Genomic DNA, 25,625 nt, shown 5'->3' with positions numbered 1-25,625 from the left:
CCACGAAAAGGAGACGCCCATGATCGCCGTGATCTTCGAGGTCTGGCCCAAGCCGGAACACCGCCAAACCTATTTTGACCTCGCGGCCGATCTGAAGCCGATCCTGCAAACCATCGACGGCTTCGTCTCGGTCGAGCGCTTCGAGAGCCTGAGCGAGAAGGGCAAGATCCTGTCGGTGTCGTTCTGGCGGGATGAGGCCGCCGTGCAGGCCTGGCGCAACACGGTGGAGCACCGGCGTACCCAAGCCAAGGGCAGGGCGCAGATCTTTGCCGACTATCATCTGCGCATCGCCAGCGTCGTCCGCGACTATGGCATGAATGATCGCGACGAGGCGCCAAAGGACAGCCGCGCGGTGCACGATTCGGACTGGCGCGCTTGAGATCGCGTGCCTATCTCTGCGCGGCCAACAAGGGAGAGAAACATGCACGTGACAACCGCGGACAAGCGCGCGACGTTTAGGAAGCTGCACGAGAGCGGCTGCTTCATCCTGCCCAATCCGGTCGACATCGGCGGCGCGAAAGCCTTGCAGCATCTCGGCTTCAAGGCGATCGCATCATCGAGCGCGGGCTTTGCCTGGACCATCGGCAAGGCCGACAACCACGTCACCGTCGAGGACGTCTGTCAGCATCTGGCAGCATTGAGCTCGTCGGTGGACATCCCGGTGAACGCGGACTTCGAAGGCGGCTTTGCAGTCGAGCCGGACAAGGTTGCTGACAATGTCGAGCGCGGTGTGCGCACCGGCGTCGCAGGCCTCTCGATTGAGGATTCCACAGGCGACAAGGACAAGCCTCTCTACGACCGCGCGCTCGCGGTCGAGCGCATCAAGGCCTCGCGCAAGGCGATCGGCGACAGCAACACGCTGTTGGTCGGCCGCTGCGAGGCTTACCTGTGGGGCGTGACCGATCTCAAGCTCGTCATCGACCGGCTCACCGCGTATGCGGACGCCGGCGCCGACTGCCTCTACGCGCCGGGCCTGAAGACCCGCGAGGACATCACGGCTGTGGTGCAGGCGGTGCATCCAAAGCCGTTCAACCTGCTGATCGGCGGCTCCGGCCTGTCGCGGCAGGAAGCCGAAGACCTCGGCGTGCGCCGCATCAGCGTCGGCGGCTCGCTCGCCCGCGCCGCCTGGGGCGGCTTCATGCGCGCGGCAAAGGAAATGGCGGAGAAGGGCACCTTCGTAGAGCTCGCGGGCGGCTATCCCGGCGGCGAGCTCAACAAGATGTTCAGCTAGAGCCAAACCAACAGCGGCGGGATGTGAGGTCCCGCCGCCGTCGCATGTTGCTGCAAATCGTTACTTCGAGCCGTCAGACGGCGTCTGCGTATCCGGTGCCGCCTTGCTTGGCGCCGCACCTGTGGTCACGCCCGCTCCGGTGTTGCCGCGCGGCGTCACGTCGCGCATGCCGGGAGGCGCGGCCGGATTGGCAGAGGGCGCCTGCTGCGCGGTCTGCGATGTCGGCGGATTGCTCGCCTGGTTGTTGCCGGTGGTCGTATTGTTCAAGCCGTAGAACACGGCGCCCAGCACCAGGGCGACCGCTACCGCAAACAGCGCGACCTTGCCGCTGGAGGCGGGGCCTTCGCCAAGCTCGGGATCCGGCTGCAGGTCGGCATCCCGGCGTGCCGCGCGAAGATACTCATCGTCGGCGAGGTTCGGGCGATACGGATCGTTCGTAAAACGGTCGTCGGCCATCGATTGGTCTCCTCGGGTTATGACGGCGAGACAACCTCAGGTGCGAGATTCGGTTCCGCGCTCCCACTGCTTTCGTCGCATGTTGCCCTCGTGCCGGGAATCGGGAACCGTCCACCCGGGAACTGGCCGCAAGTTCCGTGGCCACCGAGGGATCAATCGATGTGGAGCCTGCCGCCAACTGACAGTGTGTTGCATTTGCTGGCGTTCGTCGCCCTCACGGCGGAGGGCATGACGGCAGCGTTGGCCGCTGGGCGGCGCAGCATGGACTATGTTGGCGTCTGTCTTCTCGCCTGCATCACCGCGCTTGGCGGCGGCACGCTGCGTGATCTGTTCCTCGGTCACTATCCGCTGGTCTGGGTCGCAAATCCGGTCTATCTCGCGCTGCCGGGCGGCGCGGCACTGCTGACGATCCTGATCGCGCGACTCGTGCATCGGCTGCACGTCGCCTTCATCGTGCTGGACGCCATCGGTCTCGTCGTCTTCACCATGATCGGCTGCAACGTCGCCTGGCAGATGGATGCCTCGCTGCCGATCGTGATCGTCTCGGGCATGGTGACGGGATGCGCCGGCGGCGTATTGCGCGACGTGCTCTGCAACGACGTGCCGCTCCTGTTCCGCTCAGAGCTCTACGCCAGCGTCTCGGTGGTGACTGGGCTGTTCTACGCCACCGCCTTCGGCCTCAATCTCAACGCCGAGCTCTGGACGATCTTGACCTTCGTGCTCGGCCTCGGCTTCCGCCTGCTGGCGGTGCGCTACAAATGGGAGATGCCGAAATTCGTGTTCACGGGCGAGGAGAAGTAGCTACGGCTCCTGCTTCCGCGCCTTGGCCACCTGCGCCGGCGTCACCAGCGGCGCGGCGTTGCCCCAGGAATTGCGGATGTAGTTGGTCACCGCCGCGATCTCCCCGTCGGACAATTGCCTGGCATAGGGCGGCATCTCGCCGGTGTTCGGCGCGCGCGGTGTCGTCACGGTGTGGGCGCCGTCGAGGATGATGCGCAGGGTCGAGGACGGATTGACCGATTGCAGCAGCGCGTTGCCCGGCAGCGGCGGATAGATCCGCGGTGCGCCCGAGCCGTCGGCCTCATGGCAGGCGATGCAGAACTTCGCGTAGACGGCTTGGCCCCCCTTCATCTCGGTACCGTCAAGCGGCGTCACGATCGTCTCGCGCCGTGCCGGCGGCAGGCTCTTCAAATAGACCGCGATCGCGCGCACGTCTGCATCGCTCATCTTCGAGGTCGAGTTCACGACCACTTCCGCCATCAAGCCGCCGGCATGGCTTTTGGCGTTGCGGCCGCTCTGAAGATATTCGGTGATATCCTCGACGCTCCACGATTTCAGCCCGGTGCGGGTGGCACCATCGAGCCTTGGCGCGTACCAGTCGCCGACCTCATTGCCCGATAGCGCCTGCGCTTGCTTGTCTGCGCCAAAATAGTTCTTCGGCGTGTGGCAGGCGCCGCAATGGCCGAGCCCGGTAACGAGATAGCCACCCCTGTTCCACGCAGCGCTCTGGCTCTGGTCCGGCTCGAACAGGCCAGGCTTGAAATACATGCTGTTCCAGACCCGTATCAGGCCGCGATAGCCGAACGGCCAGCGCAGCTCCGGCGGCTTGTTGCGGTTCACCACAGGCGTCAGCGTTCCGAGATAGGCCCGGATTGCCAGCGTGTCGTCCTTCGTCATCCGCGTGAAGTAAGGGTAGGGGAAGGCCGGATAATAGTTCGACCCGTCAGGGGCGATGCCGGTGCGCACCGCGCGGGTGAAATCGGCGTCGGTCCAGGCGCCGATCCCGGTGTCGCGATCCGGCGTCAGGTTCGGCGCATAGATCGCGCCGAACGGCGTGTCGATGCGCTTTCCGCCGGCGAACGGCTTTGCCGGGTCGGCGGTATGGCAGCCAGCGCAGTCGCCGGCCTCGACCAGCGTCTTGCCGTAGGCGATCAGCTCCGGCGACGGCTCAGCAGCGAGGGCTGCGCTTCCAACTGCACTGCACAACGCAAGACCAGCCAGAATCGTCCGCATCGAATGCTCTCCTGCGACCAATCGAAGTCGTCCCGGATAATGGGAGCGTCAATTCATTTCGCGACGGCCGGGGTATGGTGACACAAATTGAAAATGGCCGGGCACCTTCCGGGCACTAAATTGCGATTTTTACCCGGCGCCGGCCAAGCGGCAGATTTGTGATGCGGAGCGTGAAATATCCGACATAGAGTGGCGAAGATGGTCGGCGCGCCCTAGCTAAAAACGACGGGCAGGCAACGGCTTAAGTGGCCAGGCGCCAAAAAGGGCGGAAGAGGACAGAATGGGCATCAACCAGGGTCCGATCAGTCTCGATCAGAAATACACCCAGGAAACCGGACACGTCTTCACCACGGGCATCCAAGCCCTGGTCCGGTTGCCGATGGCCCAGATCCGGCGTGATCGCGCCAATGGCCTCAACACCGCGGGCTTCATCTCCGGCTATCGCGGTTCGCCGCTCGGCGGCTACGACCAGCAGCTCTTCGCCGCGCGAAAACATCTCGAGCAGTACAACATCAAATTTCAGCCCGGCGTGAACGAGGATCTGGCGGCGACCGCGGTCTGGGGTTCGCAGCAGCTCAACCTCTCGCCCGGCGCCAAATACGATGGCGTGGTCGGCATCTGGTACGGCAAAGGGCCCGGCGTCGACCGCTGCGGCGACGTTTTCCGCCACGGCAATGCCGCAGGCTCGGCCAAGAACGGCGGCGTGCTGTGCCTTGCCGGCGACGACCACGGCGCAAAATCCTCCACCGTCCCGCATCAGTCCGACCACGCCTTCATGTCGGCGCTGATGCCGTATCTTTATCCATCCAGCATCCACGAGATGATCGAGATGGGTCTGCTCGGCATCGCGATGTCGCGCTACTCGGGCTGCTGGGTCGGCATGAAGGTGATCACGGAGACGGTGGAAACCACCGCCGAGATCGACCTCACCGACGAGATGAAGCCGTTCATCATCCCCCCCGATTTCGAGCTGCCGCCCGGCGGCCTCAATCTGCGCTGGCCGGACGATCGTTTCGAGCAGGACCGCCGCCTCCAGGACTACAAGGGCTTTGCCGCGATCGCCTTTGCGCGCGCCAACAAGGTCAACCGCGTCACCATGGATTCGCCGAACGCCCGTTTCGGCATCATGGCCTCAGGCAAGAGCTATGAGGACCTCCGGCAGGCGCTGCGCGAGCTCGGCATCACCGAGCAGGTCGCCGCCAAGATCGGGCTTCGGCTTTACAAGATCGGCATGCCCTGGCCGCTGGAGCCGGAAGGCGTGCGACAATTCGCGGTCGGCCTCGAAGAGATCTTCATCATCGAGGAACGGCGCGAGATCGTCGAGAACCAGGTCAAGCAGGAGTTGTTCAACTGGCGCGACGACGTCCGCCCGCGCATCGTCGGCAAGATGGACGAGCACGACAAGCGATTCCTGACGTTCTCCGCCGAGCTCAGCGTCGCCTCGCTCGCGACCTCGCTGACCGAACGCCTGCTTCGACTTGATCTCAACCCCGAGATCGCGGAGATGCTCCGCGCCAAGGCCGACTGGTTCAACGGCCGTCAGGCGACCCAGATGCAGGCGGTCGCGCCGGTCTCCCGCACCCCGTATTTCTGTTCCGGCTGCCCCCACAACACCTCGACGAAAGTCCCCGAAGGCAGCCGCGCCATGGCCGGCATCGGCTGTCACTTCATGGCGCTGTGGATGGACCGCTCGACCGAGACGTTCACCCATATGGGCGGCGAGGGAGTGCCCTGGGTCGGCATCGCGCCCTTCACCAACGAGAACCACATCTTCGCCAATCTCGGCGACGGCACGTATTTCCATTCCGGCCTGCTGGCGATCCGCCAGGCGGTCGCCTCCAAGACCAACATCACCTACAAGATACTCTACAACGACGCCGTCGCCATGACGGGCGGCCAGCGCCATGACGGCGATCTCTCGCCGCAGCAGATCACCTTCCAGCTCCACGCCGAAGGCATCCGCGAGATATACCTGGTCTCGGAGACCCCCGACGCCTATCCGGCCAGCACAATCGCGCCCGGCGTGAAGAAGTATCATCGCGACGAGCTCGACAACGTCATGAAGATGTGCCGCGAACACAAGGGCACCTCGGCGATCGTGTTCGTGCAGACCTGCGCCGCCGAGAAGCGCCGCCGCCGCAAGCGCGGCCTGATGGAAGATCCGGCGCGCCGCGTCATGATCAACCCGGCCGTTTGCGAGGGCTGCGGCGACTGTTCGGTGCAGTCGAACTGCATCTCGGTCGAGCCGCTGGAGACCGAGTTCGGCCGCAAGCGCGCCATCAACCAGTCGTCCTGCAACAAGGACTATTCCTGCGTGAAGGGTTTTTGCCCGTCCTTCGTCACCGTCGACGGTGGCAAGCCGCGCCACCGCGCCCCGGCCGATCTCTCTGATATCGGCGCGATTGCCGAGCCGGCGTCGCGCCCCAATCTGGACAAGCCCTACAACATCGCCGTCGGCGGCGTCGGCGGCACCGGTGTTCTGACCATCGGCGCGCTGCTCGGCATGGCCGCGCATATCGAGGGCAAGGCCTCGATGATCCTCGACATGTCCGGCCTTGCGCAAAAAGGCGGCGCGGTGCTCAGCCATGTCCGCCTGTCGGACCATCCGGCGGAGGTGACCTGCTCGCGCATCGTCACCGGCACGGCCGATGTCGTGCTCGCCGCCGACGAGGTGGTGGCGGTTGCCAAGGATACGATCTCGCTCTGCGACACCAGCCGCACCCGCGGCATCATCAACAGTCACGTCATTCCAACCGCGGACTTCGTGCTCAACCGCGATTTCAACTTCCAGACCCGCAAGCTAAACGGGCTGCTGGAGACGGCGCTGCACAAGGACTCCGTGTTCTTCGATTTCACAAAGCCGGCCGAGCAGCTGCTCGGCGACAGCATCGCCACCAACATGATGATGATGGGCTACGCCTATCAGAAGGGGCTCTTGCCGCTGTCTGCGGAAGCGATCGAGCAGGCGATCGAGGTCAACGGCGTCTCGATCAAGATGAACAAGGAAGCTTTCCGGCTCGGCCGCCTCGCGGTCGCCGATCCCGCACGTCTTGCTGGCATGCTGAAGGGAACGGACGAAGTTGTCGCGCCGAAGGCACTGGACGCAATGACGCTGGACGAGGTCATCGAGCATCGCACCAGGCACCTGACCGCCTATCAGAACGGTCGTCTCGCCAGGCGCTATCGCAAGCTGGTGGATCAAGTCCGCGATGCCGCTCTGAAGGGCGGCTATGACGATGCACTGCCGCGCGCGGTCGCGATCAATTACGCAAAGCTGCTGGCCTACAAGGACGAATACGAGGTCGCGCGGCTCTTCACCGACGGCGCCTTCGAAAAACAGCTCCGCGACCAGTTCGAGGGCGATTTCAAGTTCAGCTTCAATCTGGCGCCGCCGATTTTGTCATCCGGCGTCGATGCGCTCGGCCGCCCGAAGAAGCGCGCCTTCGGCCCGTGGATGCTCGGGGTGTTCGGCGTGCTGGCGAAGTTCAAGTTCCTGCGCGGCACCCCCTTCGACATCTTCGGCCGCAGTGCCGATCGCAAGCTCGAGCGCGATCTGATCGCCGGCTACGAAAAGGACGTCGCCACCGTGCTCGGCCTGTTGTCGCCGCTCACGATCGACACCGCGGTCGAACTGCTCTCGCTGCCCGACCGCATCCGCGGCTACGGCCCGGTGAAAGAGAAGGCTGTCGCCGACGCCAAGGCCCGTTACGCCCAACTCGCCGCCGACCTGGCGAACCCGCCGCCTGCGCCGCGGCAGATCGCGGCGGAGTAGCGGTGGTCTCGTGAGGTGGGCAAAGGCGTAAAGCGCCGTGCCCACCGCCTTCCCGAGATCGTAGGAAGGTGGGCACGCTTCGCTTTGCCCACCTTACGAATTCCTGTTTGAAATCAACCTCCGTTCTACTGTGCATGGGGTTGTTTTCGATGAATCTGGTTGTTTCGGTAAAACGAAATCGTTTGTGTCGTCGGGCAAAACACCTTTAGGATTTTTGCTGTCGCCCCCGTCTTTGGGAGCCCCACTTGCCCCAACCCGCCGCCCTCTCGCCCGACGGAATATTTCCGCGCTTGCCAATCACGCCACCGCGGTTCAGAAAAACGGAGCAACAAGAAGCGCGAGCGGAGACTTTATTTGACCATCAAGGGCAAAGCCTACATCGCCGGGATCTACGAACACCCGACCCGGCATGCGCCGGACAAATCCACCGCCCAGCTCCACGCCGAGGTCGCCAAGGGCGCGATCGAGGACGCCGGGATCAGCAAGGACGATGTCGACGGCTATTTCTGCGCGGGCGATGCGCCCGGCGGCGCTTGGCCGATGGTCGATTATCTCGGCCTCAACACCAAGAAACTCCGCCACGTCGATTCCACCGAGACCGGCGGCTGCTCCTACATCATCCATCTCGGCCATGCGGCTGAGGCGATCGCCGCCGGCAAATGCTCGATCGCGCTGATCACGCTCGCCGGCAAGCCGCGCACCGGCGCGATGCCGCCGCGGGCAGCCGGCGCGGAGGCCGATTTCGAGACCGCTTACGGCGCGACCACGCACAATGCCTATGGCATGTGTGCCATGCGCCACATGCACGACTATGGCACCACGAGCGAGCAGCTCGCCTGGATCAAGGTGGCGGCCTCTCACCATGCGCAATACAATCCGCATGCGATGCTCAAGGACGTCGTCACTGTCGAGGACGTCCTGAACTCGCCGATGATCTCCGATCCCTTGCACCGCATGGATTGCTGCGTCGTCTCCGACGGTGGCGGCGCGCTGATCGTGACCACACCGGAGATTGCCAAGAGCCTGAAGAAGCCGCTGGTCAAGCTGATCGGCCATGGCGAAGCCATGAAGGGCCCGCGCGGCGGCAAGGATCTCGACCTCACTTACTCCGCCGGCATCTGGTCCGGCCCGCGCGCCTTCGAAGAAGCCGGCATCACGCCGAAGGATATCAAATACGCTTCGATCTACGACAGCTTCACCATCACCGTGCTGATGCAGCTCGAGGACCTCGGCTTCTGCAAGAAAGGCGAGGGCGGAAAATTCGTCGCCGACGGTAATCTGATCTCGGGCGTCGGCAAGCTGCCGTTCAACACCGACGGCGGCGGCCTGTGCAGCAACCACCCCGTCAACCGTGGCGGCATGACCAAGATCCTCGAGGCCGTGCGGCAGCTGCGCGGCGAAGCGCATCCGAAGGTGCAGGTCAAGAACTGCGATCTCGCCATCGCCCATGGCACCGGTGGCCTTCTGGGTGTTCGCCACGCCGCCTCGACGGCGATTCTGGAGCGCGTGTGATGAGTGAAGCCAAGAAATACCCGGCCCCGGTGACCAACCCCGAGACCGCCGCGTTCTGGGACGCAGCGAAAGAGGGCAAGTTCATGATCAAGCGCTGCACCGCCTGCGGTGAGGCGCATTACTTTCCGCGTTCGATCTGCCCGTTCTGCTACTCCGACAAGACGGTGTGGGAAGAGGCTTCGGGCGAGGCCACGATCTACACCTGGAGCCTGATGCGGAAGTCGCCGACCGGGCCCTACGCGATCGGCTACGTCACGCTGAAGGAAGGCCCGTCGCTGCAGACCAATTTCGTCGATTGCGATCTCGAGAAGCTGAAGATCGGCCAGAAGGTGAAGGTGGTGTTCAAGCCGACGGATGGCGCACCGCTGCCGTTCTTCACGCCTGCTTAGGACGGTCCTCATCCTGAGGAGCTTGCGAAGCAAGCGTCCCAAAGGATGGTTACGACGAAGAAAGCGTTTCGGGCATCCTCGTGGTTCGAGACGGCGCGAAAGCGCCTCCTCACCATGAGGATGAGAACCACCGGGAGGAAACAAACAAGATGTCCGCCAGATACGAAGAACTCAAAGGTCTGAAAAACATCGGCCAGAAATATGCCTACACCGACCGCGAGGTGATGCTCTACGCCTACGGCATCGGCCTCGGCGCCGATCCGATGGACGAGAACGAGCTCGCCTTCGTCAACGAGGGCACGCTGACGCCGCGACCGCTCAAGGTGGTGCCGACGTTTGCCTCCGTCGCGGCGTGGGGGGCGGGGCCGGGCGAGATGAACCTCAACCGCGTGATGGTGGTTGACGGCGAGCGCGACATTACCTTTCACCAGCCGCTGCCGGTCGCGGCCAACATCACCGCCGACTCCTCCGTCGTCGAGGTCTACGACAAAGGCAAGGACAAGGGCGTGGTCATCAGCCACCAGACCGTGCTGAGGGACGAGAAGGGCGAGAAGCTTGCGACGCTGGTCGCCTCGCGCTTTGCGCGCGGCGATGGCGGTTTCGGCGGGCCGAACCTGACCCAGCCCGATCCACACAGGATCCCGTCGCGCAGCCCCGACAAGACCATCGACATCGTCACGCGTCCGGACCAGGCGCTGGTCTATCGGCTCTGCGGCGACCGCAACCCGCTGCACAGCGATCCCGAATTCGCCAGGAAGGCCGGCTTTCCGCGGCCGATCCTGCACGGCATGTGCACCTACGGCATCACCTGCCGGGGCGTGCTGCAGACCTATGCCGACTACGATGCGAGTGCCTTCCGCCAGCACGTCGCGCGGTTCTCCTCGCCGGTCTATCCCGGCGAGACCGTGACCATGGACCTCTGGAAGGACGGCAACGTGGTCTCGTTCGAAGCCAAGGTGAAGTCGCGGGGCGTCACTGTGATCAAGAACGGCAAGACGGTGCTGGGTTAGCAGCACGCGACGGCCGTCGTCTCCCTCGCCCCGCTCTTGCGGGGAGAGGGCGGGGTGAGGGGCTCTCACCACCAGCCGTGACGGTATTGAGACCTGTACCCCCTCACCCGATCGCTGCGCGATCGACCTCTCCCCGCAAGCGGGGCGAGGTAAGAAAGAAACAAAAACAAACCAGGGAGACGCCACCATGGGACTGCTCGACGGCAAGGTTGCGCTGATCACCGGCGCGGGCGGGGGGCTCGGTGAGGCCTACGCAAGGTTGTTCGCGCGGGAAGGCGCCTCCGTCGTGGTCAACGATCTCGGCGGGCCTCGCGACGGCTCCGGCGCCGACAAATCGATGGCGCAGCAGGTCGTGGACGCGATCAAGGCCGAGGGCGGCAAGGCCGTTGCCAATGGCGCCGACATCTCCACGATGGAGGGCGGCCAGTCGGTGTTCGATGACGCCATCAAGCACTTCGGCCGCGCCGACATCCTCGTCAACAATGCCGGCATTTTGCGCGACCAGACCTTCGCCAAGGCCTCCGAAGCCGACTGGGACAAGGTCATCAAGGTGCATCTCAAGGGCACCTTTTGTTGCACTTTGCCGGTGTTTCGCTGGATGCGGGAAAACGGCGGCGGTGTCATCGTCAACACCTCCTCGACCTCAGGCCTGATCGGCAATTTCGGCCAGACCAATTACGGCGCGGCCAAGGGCGGCATCTGGGGCCTGTCCAACGTGCTGGCGATCGAGGGGCGCAAATACAACATCCGGATCTGGACGCTCGCCCCGGGGGCGCTGACCCGCATGACCGCAGACCTGCCCCGCTATAAAGAGAACCCCGGCGCGGCGCTGGGGCCGGACGGCATCGCGCCGGCCGTGCTATACATGGTCAGCGACTTGTCGGGCGACCAGACCGGCAAGGTGCTGGGCGTGTCCGGGCCCCGCGGCGTGCGCGAAATGCGGATGATGGAAATGGAAGGCTGGAAACCGCCGCACACGGGCTGGAAGGCCCAGGACATCGCCGATCATGCCAAGGAGATATTCTTCTCCGAGGAGCAGATCAAGATGGGGGCGCGCCGGTTTTAGGCCATGGTCGTCCCGGGGCGCGCAGCGCGCGAACGCGGGACCTCGAGATTCCGGGTTCGATGCTGACGCATCGCCCCGGAATGACGAACAAAAGGATAGAGATTCCCGATGAAACTTACCGCCGACGCCAAGGGCACCTTCGCAATCGCGCCGACGCCGTTCCACGATGACGGCCGGATCGACGAGCGCTCGATCGACCGCCTGACCGATTTCTACGAAGAGGTCGGCTGCGACGGCGTCACGGTGCTGGGCATCCTTGGTGAGGCGCCCAAGCTCGATGCTGCCGAGGCCGAGCAGGTCGCGGTTCGCTTCGTCAAGCGCGCCAAGACAATGCAGGTGATCGTCGGCGTCTCCGCGCCTGGCTTTGCCACCATGCGTTCGCTGGCGAAGGCGTCGATGGACGCGGGCGCGGCCGGCGTGATGATTGCGCCCCCGCCCAGCTTGCGCACCGACGACCAGATCGTCGGCTATTTCAAGCAGGCGGCCGAGGCGATCGGTCCCGATGTGCCCTGGGTGCTCCAGGACTATCCGCTGACGCTCTCGGTGATCTTCACCCCCGCGGTGATCCGCAAGATCGTCACCGACAATCCGAACTGCGTGATGCTCAAGCACGAGGACTGGCCGGGGCTGGAGAAGATCACGACGCTGCGCGGCTTCCAGAAGGAGGGCTCGCTTCGTCCACTCTCGATCCTCTGCGGCAATGGCGGCACGTTCCTCGATTTCGAGATGGAGCGCGGCGCCGACGGCGCCATGACCGGCTATGCCTTCCCCGAGTTGTTGATCGACGTCGTGAACCTCTCCAAGGCCGGCAAGCGCGACGCCGCGCATGATCTGTTCGACGCGCATCTGCCGCTGATCCGCTACGAGCAGCAGCCGGGCGTCGGCCTGACTATTCGCAAATTCGTGCTCCAGAAGCGCGGCATCATCGCCTCCAGCGCGCAGCGCAAGCCCGGCGCCACCATCACGGCGACGGCGAAAGCGGAGGTCGAGTATCTGCTGTCGCGCGTTGCCCGCTTCGACAAGCGCGCCAATCTTGGCCCGCAATCCAGCGCCGCAGGTTAGCTGAATGCCCGAGACATCAGCATCGCGTCCGGCCTCGACGATCCTCCTGCTCCGTGACGGTGCCAGGGCCGACGGCAAGGGCCGCGGCGAAGTCGAGGTCTTCATGATGGTTCGCCATCATCAGATCGAGTTCAACTCGGGCGCGCTGGTGTTTCCCGGCGGCAGTGTCGATGCCGGCGATCAGGAGATCGTCAAGCGGTCCGACCTGTATTCGGGCGGCGAGGGCTTAAGTGAATCGGACCGCGGGTTTCGTATTGCCGCGATCCGCGAGACCTTTGAGGAGAGCGGCATCCTGCTGGCGCGGTCGAGGGAGACGGGCGCGCCAATCGACGCCAAACGCGCCGGCGAAATCGCCGACGCGCATCGCGTCGCGCTCAACGAGCACAAGGTCAGATTCCTGAATATCCTGGCCGACAACAACCTTCAGCTCGCGCTCGACACGCTCGTGCCCTATGCGCACTGGATCACGCCCGAGGGCATGCCGAAGCGGTTCGACACCTGGTTCTTCCTCGCCGCCGCACCGCCCGATCAGCTCGGCGCGCATGATGGCCGCGAGTCCACCGATTCGATTTGGGTCTCGCCGCGCGAGGCAGTGGCGGGCGGGCAGAGCGGCCGCTTCAAGCTTCCGTTCCCGACCACGCGCAATCTGATCCGTCTCGCCAAGCAGCCGACAGTGCAGGCCGCAATGGACCATGCCCACGGCATGTCGATCGTCACGGTGATGCCGGTCATGACCAAAACCGAAACCGGCCGCCAGCTCCGCATCCCCAAGGACGCCGGCTATGACGGCGAAGTGTTCGAGGTGGGAGCGGTCGGCTAACACACTTCGACGCTCGGCGAAGTATCGGGGATCGCGGCCGCGCTAGGTTCCGTCCAGAAGCACGACGGTACGCGCCATGGACCACCGGCAGGACACCAACATCGCCGTCGAGCTGGCGCTGCTGGTCGCGCTCGCAACGCTCTGGGGCGGCTCCTACACCTTCATCAAGCTCGGCGTCGCCACCATTCCGCCGATCACGCTGATCGCGGCCCGCACCACAATCGCGGGTCTGTTGCTGCTCGCGATCATGTGGGCGCGGGGCGTCAGGATGCCGATGGACGCCGCGACCTGGCAGCGCTTCGCGTTCCAGGCCGTGCTCAACAGCGTCATCCCGTGGACGCTGATCGCCTGGGGCGAGTGCCATGTCGACGCGTCGCTTGCCACCATCCTCAACTCGGCCGGCCCGATTTTCACCTTCCTGCTCACGGCGATCGTCACCCGCCACGAGGTGACGAGCCCGCGAAAGCTGTTCGGCGTGGTCGCCGGCATGGCCGGCATCCTGCTGATCGTTGGCGTCGATGCCTTTCATGACGTCGGCAGCGGCCTCGTCGCGGAAGCCGCCATCGTCGCGGCCACGATCTGCTATGCCTGGGCCGCGATCTTCGGCCGCAGCTTCAAGGGCCTCGATCCCATGGCGCCGGCGGCCGGCTCGCTGCTGGCGGGCGCCGCCGCGCTGATCCCGGCCTCGCTGGTGTTCGAGCAGCCTTGGACGCTGTCGCCGTCGTTGAGTTCCGTGCTGGCGCTGCTCGCGCTCGCCGTGTTCTCGACCGCGGCGGCGTTTGCGATCTATTTCCGCCTGATCCAGACCCTGGGCTCGGTCGGCACCACCGCGCAGGCCTATTTGCGCGTCCCGATCGGGGTGGCCATCAGCGTCGCCTTCCTCGGCGAAAGCCTGAGCCGGACTGCCTGGATCGGCCTTGCCTGCGTCGTCATCGGCGTCGCCGCCATGACCATCCCGGCCCGGCGGCCGGCCAGCGTCAAAACGTCGTAATTCGGGAGGGCCGCGGACCAGCAATATTAAGGATATTCGGCGGCCCGAGGCATGTTCCCCCGGAGGGGCAATACGTCGTATATTGGGCCTCCAGCAGCCCGGTCCTCAAAACGCACCAATGTCCGCCGAATTGACGCCGACCCCTGAGAAAAAGCGAACATTCTCGCTCTCCATCGGCCAGCTCACCTTCGGCAGCTTCCTCCTGGTGCTGGCGGTGATGATCGTCACCTCCACCGCGAGCGTGATTGCGATCCGCCACATCGACACGACGTTTGCCGAGTTGCAGCGGCTCCAGAGCGTCGGCGACCTCGCCGAGGACATCGATCGCCGCATGAACGAGCTGCGCCTCGCCGCGCGCGACTTCGTCACCGATCCCGGCGCCGGCATCCAGTTCCAGCAGGTGGGCGAGGCGGCCTCGACACTCAGTGACATCCTGAAGAAGACCCGGATCGAGCTTGCCCCCGAGCAGCAGGACATGATCGACGGGGTCACCGAGCGCCTCGCAACCTATCGCAATGGCCTGGAACGGATCTCGACCCTGATCGACCGTCGCGCCCAGCTGCTCGCCGGCCTGCCGCCGCTGCGCGACCGGTTCGACGTGGCCGTCGGGGGCACGGCGGATCGCGAGCTGGCGTCCCGCCTGTCGGAAGCGCAGAGCCGGATTGCACTCGGGCTGCTCGCGCGCAACCCGTCCGCGGCCGAGCAGGCCGCGGAGGGAATGCGGCAAATGGACTTCGCCGATCCCAGGCTGAAGTCGGCCGTCAACGATTACGCCGAGGCGATCATGGCCGTGGCCGTCCGGGAGCGGCAGATCGCCGACATCGACCGCGAGGTGCTAGGAACCGAGGGCCGCCTGATCGGCCGCGTCACCGAATTGCTGCGCGAGGTCAGTTCGCGGCGCGGCCACGTGCTGTCGCGCGATTTCGCGCGCACGCTGACGGAAGCACGGTGGCAGAGCATCGTGCTCGGGTCCATCGGCGTGCTGATCGGCATGGTTGCAGCCGCTTTCGTGGTGCGGCGGACCGTCCGGCCGCTTGCGAAGATCGCAAGATCGATCCGCGCCCTTGCGGCGGGCGAGAAGAACACCTCGATCCCGTCCGCCGACCTCGACAACGAGATCGGCGACATCGCACGCGCGGCCGAAGTGTTCCGCCGCGCGCTGGAGGAGGCCGACACGGCGCGCGAGGCGGCAGTGCGCGCGCTCACCGAGCAGCGCCTCGCCGAGGAGAGCTACCGCAAACTGTTCGAGGGCTCGGTCGACGGCATCTACGTCACGACGCCGGCCGGCGACCTCCTCAACGCCAATCCTGCGCTGGCGCGGATGATGGGCTATGACAGCCCGCAGCACCTGATCGACAGCATCAACGACATCGCCCACACAATCTATGTCAACCCCGAGGCGCGCGTCGAATATCAGCGGCTGATGGCGCGGGACGGCATGGTGCGCGAGTTCGAGTACCAGGTGCGCCAGCGCAGCGGCGACATCCTGTGGCTTTCCGACAGCGCCACCGGGGTGCGGGACGAGCAGGGCAACATCGTCCGCTACGAGGGCACGCTGCGCGACATCACCGATCAGAAGCGGGCGGAGGACGCCATCGCCGAAGGCCGGCGCCTGCTCCAGCAGGTCATCGACACCGTGCCCGCGGTCATCAACGTTAAGAACCGCGACCTGCGCTATGTGCTGATGAACCGCTACATGGCCGGCATCTTCGGCATCGAGCCCGGCGATGCGCTCGGCCGCACCACGGCCGACCTGATGTCGCGCTACGGCGCGGCCAAGTCCGACGAGAGCGACAAGAGAGTCCTCAAGCTCCGCAAGGGGCTCGGTTTCTACGAGGAGGAGTACAAGGATAGCTCCGGCAACATGCGGCAATGGCTGGTCAACAAGCTGCCGCTGCTCGATGCCGAGGGCGAAATCGAGCGGATCGTCACCGTGGCGCTCGACATCGGCGAGCGCAAGCGTGGCGAGCAGGAGATGCGCAAGGCCAAGGAGGCCGCCGAGACCGCGCTGCGCAACCTCCGCGAGACCCAGGCCTCGCTGATCGAGGCCGAGAAGCTCGCCGCGCTCGGACGGCTGGTTGCCGGCGTCGCGCATGAGGTCAACAATCCCGTCGGAATCAGCCTCACGGTCGCCTCCGCGCTGGAGCGCAAGACCGCGATGTTCACCGCCGAAGTCGAGCGCGGCGAGCTCCGCCGCTCCACGCTGAACGACTTCCTCCACACCAGCCGCGACGCGTCCTCGCAGCTCGTCTCCAATCTCAACCGCGCCGCCGAGCTGATCCAGTCATTCAAGCAGGTTGCGGCCGACCGCAACTATTCGGACCAGCGTAGCTTCGACCTCGGCGATCTCACCGAGCAGGTGGTGATGAGCCTGCGGCCCGGCCTGCGCAAGCACAATCTGACGCTCAACGTCGAGTGTCAGCCGGATCTGACCATGAACAGCTATCCCGGCCCGTACGGCCAGGTGCTGACCAATCTGTTTCTGAACTCGGTGGCGCACGCCTTCCCGGACGGCCGGCCGGGAACCATCGATATCGAGGTGCGCGAGTCCGGCAAGGACAATGTCGAGATCATTTTCTCGGACAACGGCTGCGGCATGTCGCTCGACGTCCGCCGCCGTGCCTTCGATCCATTCTTCACGACGCGGCGCGACCAGGGCGGCACCGGTCTCGGACTGCACATCGTCTATAGCATCGTCACCAACCGGCTGGGTGGACGGCTCGATCTCGATTCCGAACCGGGCCGTGGCACACGCATCCAGATCATCCTGCCGCGCGTGGCGCCGCTCGAGCAGGCCGCCGAATAGTCCGCGCCCGGTTAATCGGCTTCGGCGAGCTTGTGCAGGGTGGCGCCGAAAATCAGGCTGGCCTTGCCGACGAGCGCCGTCCCCGTCATCTCTGCCTTGGTGTCCGTGTAGGTCCCGCTGACGCCGATGCCGACCGGCGCAGGGCCGCCGAACAGCGGATTGTCATCGCCCCGCGGCGACGTGTGCCGTTGCACCAGCACCTCACCCTTGAAGGTGTGGTCGTCCTTCACGACGTAGCTGCCGGTGTAATAGAGGTAGGCATCGCCGCCAAGGATCTTGCCGTCGCGAAAAAGAATGACGCCGCTGCCCTTGCCGACCCGACCATCGAGCAGGTTGACGTGAATCGAATAGAGGCCGTTCTTCATAACGTCCCGAGGCCGGCCGCCATCGCCCAATAACGTAACCGGTAGAGCTTTTATGCCAAAGCGCATCCCCTCGCGCAACGCGGCAGTTTGCCGGCCGGCCTCGCAAGCCGCCCGCCGCAAGCCGTATTTGTCCCGGCTTGTCTGTGACAGCGCTATGACCGTCTCATTGTGGGGCGAGGCCAGTCGGTGCGAATCAAAACTGGCCCGCGAAATGCATAACCATTGTTGCACTAGCCGCGGGGTGCTGGAGCAAGAGCAACGTGACCAACTGGATCGATTCCGGCGGCGATGAGCCGCGTCTGTACAGTGCGCGTTCCACGAATTGCAAAAGCGAAAACCGAAGGACTGGCAGTACGACACGCTGGCGACGCGTGGCGAGCCTCGCTTGCGTCCTCGCGCTCATTGCCCCGCTCGGGCACGCGCGTGACCGCGGTCAGTTCGTCAACACCAATGCCGATTTGAAGGCTTGGTTCGACAGCTTGCGCAGTGGCAAAGGGCCGTGCTGCTCCGATGCCGACGGCTCGGCGCTCTCGGACACCGACTGGGAGAGCAAGGACGGGCACTATCGTGTCCGCGTCCCGCGCTATGGTTATGCGCTCGACGGCCAGAAGCAGGAGCTCGTCTGGATCGACGTGCCCGAGGAGGCCGTGATCTCGGAGCCAAACCGGGTCGGCCGGACCATGGTGTGGCCGATCTACGGCTACACGGGCGTCACCATCCGCTGCTTTATGCCTGGCAGCATGACATAGCCGGGCAACGGCACGTCCGGCGTCGCGTCGGCATCGGATGCGGCACCTTGTCAGGTGTACTTCTTGTCGCGCTCGAGCAGCTCGATGGAAATACCTTCGGGTCCGCGGATGAAGCAGATGCGCACGCCGGGGCGGATCGTGGTCGGCTCGCGCGTGAAGGTGACGCCCTTGGCCTTGATCTCGGCCGCGACGGCGTCGATGTCCTTCACCGTGAGACCGAAATGGTCGAGGCCCTGATGCGGATGCGGCGGCGGCGGGTTGACGACGTTGTCGCCCTCGAGCGGTGCGATGAAGATTTTCGCGCCGCCAAGGTTCACGTCGATCCGTCCCGGTGCGTGCACGATCTCGCCGCCGAGGACGTCCCGTAGCCAGGCCGCGGTGGCCTCCGGATCGGGGCTGCGCAGATGGACGTGATCCCAAGTGACGACGACTGCCATTTCAATATTCTCCCAACGGGGGCTTCGATGTTGCAGCGCATGTTAGCGGCCTCGGGCGGTGATCGCCATCGTCCTTGCCGACTCGATGGCTGCGCGGGAACCTTAGTTCGTCTGCCGGATTAGGTAAGCAATGGCCGTGTCCGTCGTTGAAGATGCCGCCATCGGTGATGCACCCATGAACGCCAGGTTTGACCGAATCGGGTTGGCGCGCTTCGCGGGGCGCGGCGAACGGCTGGCACGGATCGTAACGATCGCGAGCGTCTCGTTCGGCCGCAGCCTGCTGTGGCTGCTGGCGGCCATCATCGTCGGCTGCGGCGTCTGGATGCTGCTGCCGCTCTCCAAAGGCAACAGCGCCGAGCCGGCGAAGTCCGACGTGGCAGCCGTCGAGCTGGCTGCCCCCGGCGATACGACAGCTGTGGTCTCCCCGATCCTCCAAGCTCAGGCCCCGGCTGCAGCAGAACTCGATCGTCTCAAAATTTCATCGCAGACATGGCGCCGCGGCGGCCTCGGCTCGAAGGCGCTGGTGACGTTCACGCTGCGAAACGACAATGACTATGCCGTAAAGGATCTGGAGATCGCCTGCGTATTCACGCGGCGCGACGGCAGTCATCTCACCGACCGCAGCCGCGTGCTTTCCGATACGGTAACGATGAAGAGCCGCAAGACCTTTGCGCGCATCCCCGTTGGCTTCGTCAACGTTAATGCCGATCAGGCGAAGTGCTCGCTGGTCGCAGCACGGCGCGCATAAACGGCGCTCGCCGATAGCGGAAAAGTTACCGTTCGCGGGCCTCGGCAGCTCTTGGCCAAAAAACCCGGCATTGCCATTTGAACCAAAGGCTGGGTGCAGGAACCAATTAGAGAATCGCCTGTTAAGGCGAAGAGCCCACGCGGGGATGCGGGGGGCGGAGCGTGGCCAATGCCCATCTTTCGGTATTTCATTTTTGTCGGTGGAGCCTTGCTCGCACTATTGTTCGTGGCGGATTACGGTCTGCCACCACAGCCCGTTGCGAAGGCCATTGCCACCGCAAGCAATGATCAGCCGCTGATCCGGATCCGGTCCGATCGCCATTTGCCTGAGCGTGTCGTGCTCGACACCAGCCAGCCGACGATTGCCGCTCCCGCGGTGAAGACCGCCGCGGTGGTTGCGCCGCAGCCGCCGGTGCAGGAGAGGGTGCACGAGAGCATGTCGCCGGCGCTGGCCGAGATCACGGCCAAGGCACGGGTGCGCGAGACCTTCGCCCAGTTCACGCCGGCCCCGAAGGCCGGTACCACTGCGGCCAGGAAGGCCGACGCCAAGCCGCAAGTTCAGGCGCAGGCCGAGCTTCCTCCGCAAAGCCCGGCTCCCCCGGCTCAGCCCAGGCGCAAGGTCGCCAAGACCCATCCGGCGCCGCAGCAGGGCCGGCCGATGGTGCTGGTGGCGCAGCAGCCGCATTTCGGCCTCTTCAACACGACCTGGTGACAGCACCTCTGACCCGTCTCGAAACGCGGCGGGGAGGGCTTTTTATTGGTCAGTCACTCTGCTAATTCGAACCCATCCGAACGCCGCCCGACGTGCTGGCTTGCCAGCTGCCGATCCGGCGCTTCTCGGTTGCGGCCCAATGACCGGGCCGGGGCGCTCGTAGCTCAGCTGGATAGAGCATCGGATTTCGATTCCGAGGGTCGGGAGTTCGAATCTCTCCGAGCGCGCCATTGCCGGGTCGGAGCTCGAGGCCTGCCCCGCACAATCCGCTAGATCCGTCCACTTTGCCCCGTCTACCTTATTTGCCCTGGATCTTCAGCCCATTGGGGCCGACATTGATTTGCAGGCCGTCGGGGGGCTGCTTCGCCTGGTAGAGATTGTAGCCAAGCACGGCTGCCGTGACGGCCAGAGCGCCAATGATCAGAAACAGGACATTGCGGTTGATCGACATGCTTTTCCCTGAATCGCTCGGTTGACGGCGAGAAAAAGCCCCGCGTGGACGCGCGGGGCTTTTCAGTACGCCACCGGGGCTGGCGGGCGGCGCACAACTCCGGCTGGATAACGCGGCTCTACGGAACTGGTTCCGCGACGATTGACGCGCAAATGCGGGCCGGCCGTCGCCGCAGCCGGCCAATATCAGCTTGCCGAAATACCGGCTTGCCGGGCCCGTGCCAGCGTGTCCGAGGGCGCTTCGTGGAAGGTCGCACGATAGGCGGCTGCAAACTCGCCAAGGTGATGAAAGCCCTGGGCGCGCGCGCAGGTGGCGACCGATGCGCCACAGCCCCTGAGGAGCTGCGTGCGGACGGCCCAGAGCCGCTTCAGGCGGATGTATTGGTGCAGGCTCATGCCGCGCACCTTGCTCACCGCACCGCCCAGCGTCCGGACCGAGACCCCGAACTCGCCGGCGAGATCGGCCGTATAGATCGGCGCGGACGGATAGGCTGTGACGTAGTCGTCGATCTGCTGCACGAGCCTGGCGGATCGCGCGCTTGCATTCGGGGCACTGCACTCCGACAGCGGTTCGATTTGAAACAGGTCGTCGAAGGCGAGCAGCAGGCCCTCCTGGAGATGCGCGGCGACCTCTGTGGTTTCGAACATGTGCGGCTCGACCGAGGCGGTCCGCAGGATGTCTTGCACCAGCTGCCGTGCATAGAGGTGAGCGGCGGGGTCCGCGAGACGAACGCACAACGTATCGGCGTGATCGAACCAGCCGCGATCCCTGAGCGCGGGCGAGAACATGATCAGCGCGTGGTAATTGGTCTGGTGCTCGACGAAATGGCAGTGATGATTGCCGCGCAAGGCGATGAAGACGCGCGAGTCGAGATCTATCCCGCTCGAGCTGGCGCGCAGATCGTCGGTCATCGGCAGGATCACCATGCCGCCCGGCGCGCGATATGCGGTATCGAGAATGCGCGCAAACGACCGCGCCACGATAATCCGGCACCCCGGCAGATTCACGACCGCACGGGCTGCTGCGAAATTGGCGACGTCGAGCGGAATGCTCCGGGCATCTTCCATCGACTCGGCCGGACGAAACGCGTCGACATCGGCGAATCGGATCAACTGGAGAGCGGAGGAGGGGGCGAGAGCCTCGAAGAACATGCGCCTGGCCGGATGCTGCAATGTGACAAACAAATGAAGGTCGATACATCGCAATCAATGGCGAAACACGACGATTCAGTAAACCGGATTCCTGGCCGTAGTATTGCGGACATCATGCCACGAGGCGCCGGTAGAGCTCTGGCAGATCGATGTCACCGTCAACGTTCACGGCTGATCGGTTGCCCGGAGGCAAGGTCGATGAAATGCAGACGCGTGCAGGCGGGACAGGTGAAGGACTCGAAGCTACGCCCTTCGGGTCGTCGCTGCTTTTCGAGATGCGTTTGCACGTTCATGCCCGTCTGGGGGCATCGGAAAACAATAAAATCCGCCATCGGCACAGCATGACGGGATCGCGCCCGTCGTCCTTGATCTAGATCAGCTTTGGAGCGGACCTCGATTGGAAGGCACATTGCCGCCTGCAATCTCGCCAAAGCGAAGGGGCGCTGTGGGCCCCTTCAGAAATCACCAGCCGCGATAACCGTAATAGCGTGGTCCGTAGACGCGCGGGCCATAGTAGCGTGGCCCAGACCCACCATAATATCGGGGCCCGTAATACGGCCGCGGCCCATAATACCCATAATAGTTCGGACGCCAGAAACAGCGCCCCCAGGCGTCGCAGACCATGCGGACCTGCTCGACGTCGGAGACCTGCGGTGCCGCTGGCGCCGGTGCGATGGGCATGGCGGACGCCGCCGACGATGCCGCCAATGCACCGACCAGGGATGCGGCGACGAGGCCAATCCTAAGCTTCATGATGTATTCCTCCACTTACGCAGGACAGAATATCGAAGTTGTTCTGATCAAATTGTGGCGGAACCGAAATGTAATGCTGATGAACAAATCTTCAGCCAGCCCGCCGCAGGCCCGATGCCTCACGCGCATCGCCGCATGCTTGATCCTGCGCATTCGCCCTCGCAGCTTCGTCCCTAGCTGGTGCCGCCGTCGCCAGAGGAGCAGGCGCGCGACGTTGCTTGGAGACTACACAAGGGCGACTGGCTGGTCGTCTGCGACCGGCGCAAGGCGCGCGCTGGCAGCCCTCAGTAGCAGGGGTGCCGGCGACGGTCCTGGCCGACATAGGCGGCCGCGCTCTGGTAGCAGTGGTTGGTCGAGGGACCGTCGTAAAAGGCGAAGGTGCCGGGGGTGATGCCGGGGCCGTAATTGTGCAAATAGCTGATCGGGTAGGGCAGCGGATTGGCGTAGGCGCGGTGGTACCGGTGGTGTCCCCGCGCCTCCGCAAGGCTGGGGGCGAGGATTGCGGCCGACAGGGCAGCAACCGCGGCTGCAAGCTTCAACGTGCTCATTTCGATTCTCCGGAACCCGCGCGAATAGGTCAGCCGCTTTATAGCCATTTCGGGCCGCCGGGGCATCCGTCCGTCGCCCGGAAATTGGGGCTAGTCCCGCAGATTCCCGGATGGGTGTGACAGAATTGCCGGAAGCGGGGTCAAAGGCTGCCCATTTTTGGCCTTTTCGGGATGCTTAACGAATTCCCCACACAAGTATGACCAAGAAGAATTCGGTTAAAGATTCCCGTCGGCCGCTTGGGGTGCTTGAGGCCGGCTCGTTCCTGCAAGGTTTTCACCGTCACGCCGCCATGCGCATCACGCCTCTGAGCCTGTTGTTGCTCTGCCTAGCCGCCGCCACGCCGGCGCGCGCGGAGCTGCATATCACCCGCGACCATGGCGGCTACGTCGAGGAGTACAAGGCCAAGTACAAGCGCGTCCGCGAGAAGGGTGAGCGCGTCATCATCGACGGGATCTGCAACTCGGCCTGCACGCTGGTGCTCGGCATCGTGCCAATGAACAAGATCTGCGTGACGCCGCGGGCCAGCCTCGGCTTCCACCAGGCTTACTACGACAAGGCCTTCACCTTCGGCATCAAGGTCACCAGCGCGGAAGGGACCTCGGATCTGATGTCCTACTACCCCGATACGGTAAAGGACTGGATCCGTCGCAACGGCGGGCTCACCACGGACATGAAGAAGATCAAGAACGGCGTCGAGCTCTGGAAGATCATCAACCCCTGTCCGGACGAATGGTGAGCGGCTGAGCTGAGCCGCGCCGTCGCTCGCAGCGCAACATCGCTCAGGTCGAAATTCGCATTGCCGCACAGGCCCCGCTGGGGCAATGAGGGCGGCAATGAGCCACAATCAAGAAGCCCTGTCCGCCCGCGCCGCGCCGATCCTGTTCGTGCTGCTCTGGAGCACCGGATTCATCGGCACCAAATACGTCGTCGACAACGCCGATCCCTTGACCTATCTCGCCATCCGCATGGCGATCGTGGTCGGCCTGATGACGGTCATCGCAGGCATCGTGCGACCGAAATGGCCGGACCGTATCGGCATCGCGCACAGCGCGGTTGCCGGCATCCTCGTCCACGGCTTCTATCTCGGCGGCACCGCGATCGCGATCGCGCATTCGATTCCGGCCGGGCTCTCCGCGCTGATTCCGGGCCTGCAGCCGATCCTGACCTCGACCATCGCCAACCGCTGGCTCGGCGAGAAGGTGACGCCGGTGCAATGGGCGGGACTCGTGCTCGGTCTCGGCGGCGTCGTGCTGATTCTCCACGGCCGCCCCATGAGCGGCGAAGCCGGACTCGGCTGGCTCGCCTCGGTGGTCTCGCTGATCTCCATCACGCTCGGCACGCTCTATCAGCGCCGCTACTGCAATCACATCGACTGGCGCGCCGGCAATCTGGTGCAATATGTCGCCGTCACGATCTTCTTCGCCGTCGGCGCCTTCCTGTTCGAAGACCGCGTGGTGCACTGGACACGGGAGTTCGTGCTCGCACTCGCCTGGCTCGCCGTGGCGCTCTCGATCGGATCGATCGGACTGTTGTACTGGCTGATCCGCCACGCCGCGGCGACGTCGGTCGCGAGCCTGTTCTACCTGGTCCCAGCGGTCACCGCGCTGATGGCCTATCTGCTGTTCGGGGAAAAACTCGACGCGCTGGCGATTGCCGGCATGGCGATGTGCGCGGCGGCAGTGTTCGTGGTCAACCGGCGCTTCTAGAAAGGCCGCAGCGAGGAAATACATCCCTGACGTGCACGGCGCGGCGTGTTACGCTGACCGCATTTCAGCTTCCCTTTCAAACGGTGATTTCATGAAGAAAGCGCGGCGCGCACTGCTCGGCAGGTCGCTGAAGCCGGTCCGGATCGCCTGCATCAATTATGCGGAAGAGATGATGAGCGACCGGATGATGGCGAGGCTCACGGCCGCGCTTCAGAAGTGCTACGACGACCATTTCCTCCCGATCTGGGGCTATCCCGTCGATCTCGACGTCACCCGCAAGCCAAAACCGACCGACTGGCAGCTGGTCTATTTCGACGATGCCACCCACAAGAAGTTCCTCGGCCGGCATGAGCTGACGCATCGCGGGCAGCCGATCTCGAAGATCTTCCTCAAGGCGCTCGGTGAGAACGATCCGGTCAGCCTGGCGGCCTCGCACGAGCTGTTCGAGATGGTGCTCGATCCCATGGCCAATCTGTGGGCCGACAAGACCCGGCACACCCAATATGCCTATGAGGTCTGCGACGCCGTCGAGGAAGAGGCGTTCCTCGTCAACGGCCTTCCGATGTCGAACTTCGTCTATCCGTCATGGTTCGAGCCGTTCAAGCACCCCCGCGGCACCAAATTCGACCACATGGGATCGCTGAAGGCGCCGTTCTCGATGACCGAGGGCGGCTACGTCATCAAGAAGGTCAACGGCAAGAGGGTGATCAAGCAGTTCGGCTCACCCGAGAAGCGGCGGCGCTTTGCCAAGGAGGACCGGCGCGGCCATCGCAGTGAATTTCGCGATCCGCAAGGCGAGCATCACGCCGTCCGGCGTGCCGCAAGACCGCGAGGATAGGGCGCAAGCGAAGTCTCCGGGCGCGCTCGCCCCCGGAGA

At 64.5% G+C, this 25,625-nt stretch carries 26 protein-coding genes and 1 tRNA gene; 19 read left to right on the top strand and 8 right to left on the bottom strand.

Going from position 1 to position 25,625, the window contains the following annotated elements; all coding sequences use genetic code 11:
• Positions 1-19: 19 nt before the first annotated feature.
• Both QSV46_RS22205 and QSV46_RS22200 read left to right on the top strand, forming a co-directional pair.
• Complete coding sequence (locus QSV46_RS22205; RefSeq protein WP_314956530.1) at positions 20-379, top strand: antibiotic biosynthesis monooxygenase; 360 nt, start codon at positions 20-22, stop codon at positions 377-379.
• Positions 380-421: 42 nt separating this feature from the next.
• On the top strand, positions 422-1,231 hold the full coding sequence (locus QSV46_RS22200; RefSeq protein ID WP_314956527.1) for an isocitrate lyase/phosphoenolpyruvate mutase family protein: 810 nt from the start codon (positions 422-424) through the stop codon (positions 1,229-1,231).
• A gap of 60 nt (positions 1,232-1,291) precedes the next feature.
• Here QSV46_RS22200 and QSV46_RS22195 read toward each other — a convergent pair whose 3' ends face one another.
• A complete protein-coding gene (locus QSV46_RS22195) occupies positions 1,292-1,687 on the bottom strand; it encodes a hypothetical protein (RefSeq protein ID WP_314956525.1) in 396 nt (131 codons plus the stop codon).
• A 159-nt stretch (positions 1,688-1,846) separates the two neighbouring features.
• On the opposite strand from QSV46_RS22195, the gene QSV46_RS22190 reads away from it, so the two are divergent.
• Positions 1,847-2,488, top strand: coding sequence for a trimeric intracellular cation channel family protein (locus tag QSV46_RS22190; RefSeq protein WP_314956522.1), 642 nt, complete (start codon positions 1,847-1,849; stop codon positions 2,486-2,488).
• Here the strand turns inward: QSV46_RS22190 and QSV46_RS22185 are convergent, their stop codons facing one another.
• Complete coding sequence (locus QSV46_RS22185; RefSeq protein ID WP_314956519.1) at positions 2,489-3,700, bottom strand: cytochrome c; 1,212 nt, start codon at positions 3,698-3,700, stop codon at positions 2,489-2,491. It lies immediately after the preceding gene.
• Between the two features lie 280 nt (positions 3,701-3,980).
• Between QSV46_RS22185 and QSV46_RS22180 the strand changes: the two genes are divergently transcribed.
• The 9 genes from QSV46_RS22180 (at position 3,981) to QSV46_RS22140 (ending at position 17,128) form a co-directional block, all read left to right on the top strand.
• Complete coding sequence (locus QSV46_RS22180; RefSeq protein ID WP_314956516.1) at positions 3,981-7,472, top strand: indolepyruvate ferredoxin oxidoreductase family protein; 3,492 nt, start codon at positions 3,981-3,983, stop codon at positions 7,470-7,472.
• Positions 7,473-7,826: 354 nt separating this feature from the next.
• Positions 7,827-8,984 (top strand): thiolase domain-containing protein, encoded by a 1,158-nt coding sequence (locus QSV46_RS22175; protein ID WP_314956513.1) that lies wholly within the window; start codon positions 7,827-7,829, stop codon positions 8,982-8,984.
• The gene (locus QSV46_RS22170) at positions 8,984-9,373 is read left to right on the top strand and encodes a Zn-ribbon domain-containing OB-fold protein (RefSeq protein ID WP_314956510.1); all 390 of its coding nucleotides are present in this window, start codon (positions 8,984-8,986) and stop codon (positions 9,371-9,373) included. Before QSV46_RS22175 ends, QSV46_RS22170 begins: the two co-directional genes overlap by 1 nt.
• 149 nt (positions 9,374-9,522) lie before the next feature.
• Complete coding sequence (locus tag QSV46_RS22165) at positions 9,523-10,383, top strand: MaoC family dehydratase (protein WP_314956507.1); 861 nt, start codon at positions 9,523-9,525, stop codon at positions 10,381-10,383.
• A 187-nt stretch (positions 10,384-10,570) separates the two neighbouring features.
• Positions 10,571-11,449 carry an SDR family oxidoreductase gene (locus QSV46_RS22160; protein WP_314956504.1) on the top strand — a complete coding sequence of 293 codons (879 nt, stop codon included), beginning with the start codon at positions 10,571-10,573 and terminating at the stop codon, positions 11,447-11,449.
• Positions 11,450-11,557: 108 nt separating this feature from the next.
• Positions 11,558-12,511, top strand: coding sequence for a dihydrodipicolinate synthase family protein (locus QSV46_RS22155; RefSeq protein WP_314956502.1), 954 nt, complete (start codon positions 11,558-11,560; stop codon positions 12,509-12,511).
• Positions 12,512-12,515: 4 nt separating this feature from the next.
• Positions 12,516-13,331: an NUDIX hydrolase gene (locus QSV46_RS22150; protein WP_314956499.1), complete on the top strand. Its 816-nt coding sequence runs from the start codon at positions 12,516-12,518 to the stop codon at positions 13,329-13,331.
• Positions 13,332-13,407: 76 nt separating this feature from the next.
• Entirely contained in the window at positions 13,408-14,322 is a 915-nt protein-coding gene (locus tag QSV46_RS22145; protein ID WP_314956497.1) for a DMT family transporter, read from the top strand.
• Positions 14,323-14,440: 118 nt separating this feature from the next.
• Positions 14,441-17,128: a PAS domain S-box protein gene (locus tag QSV46_RS22140; RefSeq protein WP_314956494.1), complete on the top strand. Its 2,688-nt coding sequence runs from the start codon at positions 14,441-14,443 to the stop codon at positions 17,126-17,128.
• 11 nt (positions 17,129-17,139) lie between these two features.
• Here QSV46_RS22140 and QSV46_RS22135 read toward each other — a convergent pair whose 3' ends face one another.
• Positions 17,140-17,493, bottom strand: a complete 354-nt coding sequence (locus QSV46_RS22135; protein WP_314957004.1) for a GrlR family regulatory protein — start codon at positions 17,491-17,493, stop codon at positions 17,140-17,142.
• Positions 17,494-17,753: 260 nt separating this feature from the next.
• On the opposite strand from QSV46_RS22135, the gene QSV46_RS22130 reads away from it, so the two are divergent.
• Entirely contained in the window at positions 17,754-18,242 is a 489-nt protein-coding gene (locus QSV46_RS22130) for a hypothetical protein (protein ID WP_314956492.1), read from the top strand.
• Between the two features lie 50 nt (positions 18,243-18,292).
• Here the strand turns inward: QSV46_RS22130 and QSV46_RS22125 are convergent, their stop codons facing one another.
• Positions 18,293-18,679, bottom strand: a complete 387-nt coding sequence (locus tag QSV46_RS22125) for a VOC family protein (RefSeq protein WP_314956489.1) — start codon at positions 18,677-18,679, stop codon at positions 18,293-18,295.
• A 175-nt stretch (positions 18,680-18,854) separates the two neighbouring features.
• Here QSV46_RS22125 and QSV46_RS22120 point away from each other — a divergent pair, with 175 nt between their 5' ends.
• The 3 genes from QSV46_RS22120 (at position 18,855) to QSV46_RS22110 (ending at position 20,368) form a co-directional block, all read left to right on the top strand.
• Positions 18,855-19,427 (top strand): hypothetical protein, encoded by a 573-nt coding sequence (locus tag QSV46_RS22120; protein WP_314956486.1) that lies wholly within the window; start codon positions 18,855-18,857, stop codon positions 19,425-19,427.
• A gap of 168 nt (positions 19,428-19,595) precedes the next feature.
• Positions 19,596-20,138, top strand: a complete 543-nt coding sequence (locus QSV46_RS22115; protein WP_314956483.1) for a hypothetical protein — start codon at positions 19,596-19,598, stop codon at positions 20,136-20,138.
• Between the two features lie 153 nt (positions 20,139-20,291).
• Positions 20,292-20,368 (top strand) — tRNA-Arg (locus tag QSV46_RS22110).
• Positions 20,369-20,436: 68 nt separating this feature from the next.
• Here the strand turns inward: QSV46_RS22110 and QSV46_RS22105 are convergent.
• The 4 genes from QSV46_RS22105 to QSV46_RS22090 all read right to left on the bottom strand — a co-directional run bounded on the left by QSV46_RS22105 (position 20,437) and on the right by QSV46_RS22090 (position 23,041).
• Positions 20,437-20,589 (bottom strand): hypothetical protein, encoded by a 153-nt coding sequence (locus QSV46_RS22105; protein ID WP_314956480.1) that lies wholly within the window; start codon positions 20,587-20,589, stop codon positions 20,437-20,439.
• 185 nt (positions 20,590-20,774) lie between these two features.
• Positions 20,775-21,740 carry a helix-turn-helix domain-containing protein gene (locus QSV46_RS22100; RefSeq protein WP_314956478.1) on the bottom strand — a complete coding sequence of 322 codons (966 nt, stop codon included), beginning with the start codon at positions 21,738-21,740 and terminating at the stop codon, positions 20,775-20,777.
• Positions 21,741-22,202: 462 nt separating this feature from the next.
• A complete protein-coding gene (locus QSV46_RS22095) occupies positions 22,203-22,493 on the bottom strand; it encodes a hypothetical protein (protein WP_314956475.1) in 291 nt (96 codons plus the stop codon).
• A gap of 284 nt (positions 22,494-22,777) precedes the next feature.
• Positions 22,778-23,041, bottom strand: a complete 264-nt coding sequence (locus tag QSV46_RS22090; protein WP_314956472.1) for a hypothetical protein — start codon at positions 23,039-23,041, stop codon at positions 22,778-22,780.
• 290 nt (positions 23,042-23,331) lie between these two features.
• Here QSV46_RS22090 and QSV46_RS22085 point away from each other — a divergent pair, with 290 nt between their 5' ends.
• The 3 genes from QSV46_RS22085 (at position 23,332) to QSV46_RS22075 (ending at position 25,586) form a co-directional block, all read left to right on the top strand.
• The gene (locus QSV46_RS22085; protein ID WP_314957002.1) at positions 23,332-23,778 is read left to right on the top strand and encodes a hypothetical protein; all 447 of its coding nucleotides are present in this window, start codon (positions 23,332-23,334) and stop codon (positions 23,776-23,778) included.
• A 97-nt stretch (positions 23,779-23,875) separates the two neighbouring features.
• A complete protein-coding gene (locus QSV46_RS22080; RefSeq protein WP_314956469.1) occupies positions 23,876-24,748 on the top strand; it encodes a DMT family transporter in 873 nt (290 codons plus the stop codon).
• A gap of 91 nt (positions 24,749-24,839) precedes the next feature.
• On the top strand, positions 24,840-25,586 hold the full coding sequence (locus tag QSV46_RS22075) for a hypothetical protein (RefSeq protein ID WP_314956466.1): 747 nt from the start codon (positions 24,840-24,842) through the stop codon (positions 25,584-25,586).
• Positions 25,587-25,625 lie beyond the last annotated feature (39 nt).

The organism is Bradyrhizobium cosmicum (assembly GCF_032290525.1).
GTDB lineage: Bacteria > Pseudomonadota > Alphaproteobacteria > Rhizobiales > Xanthobacteraceae > Bradyrhizobium > Bradyrhizobium cosmicum_A.
The sequence above is the reverse complement of the archived record's forward strand: the minus strand, read 5'-3'. Positions and strand labels throughout refer to the sequence as shown.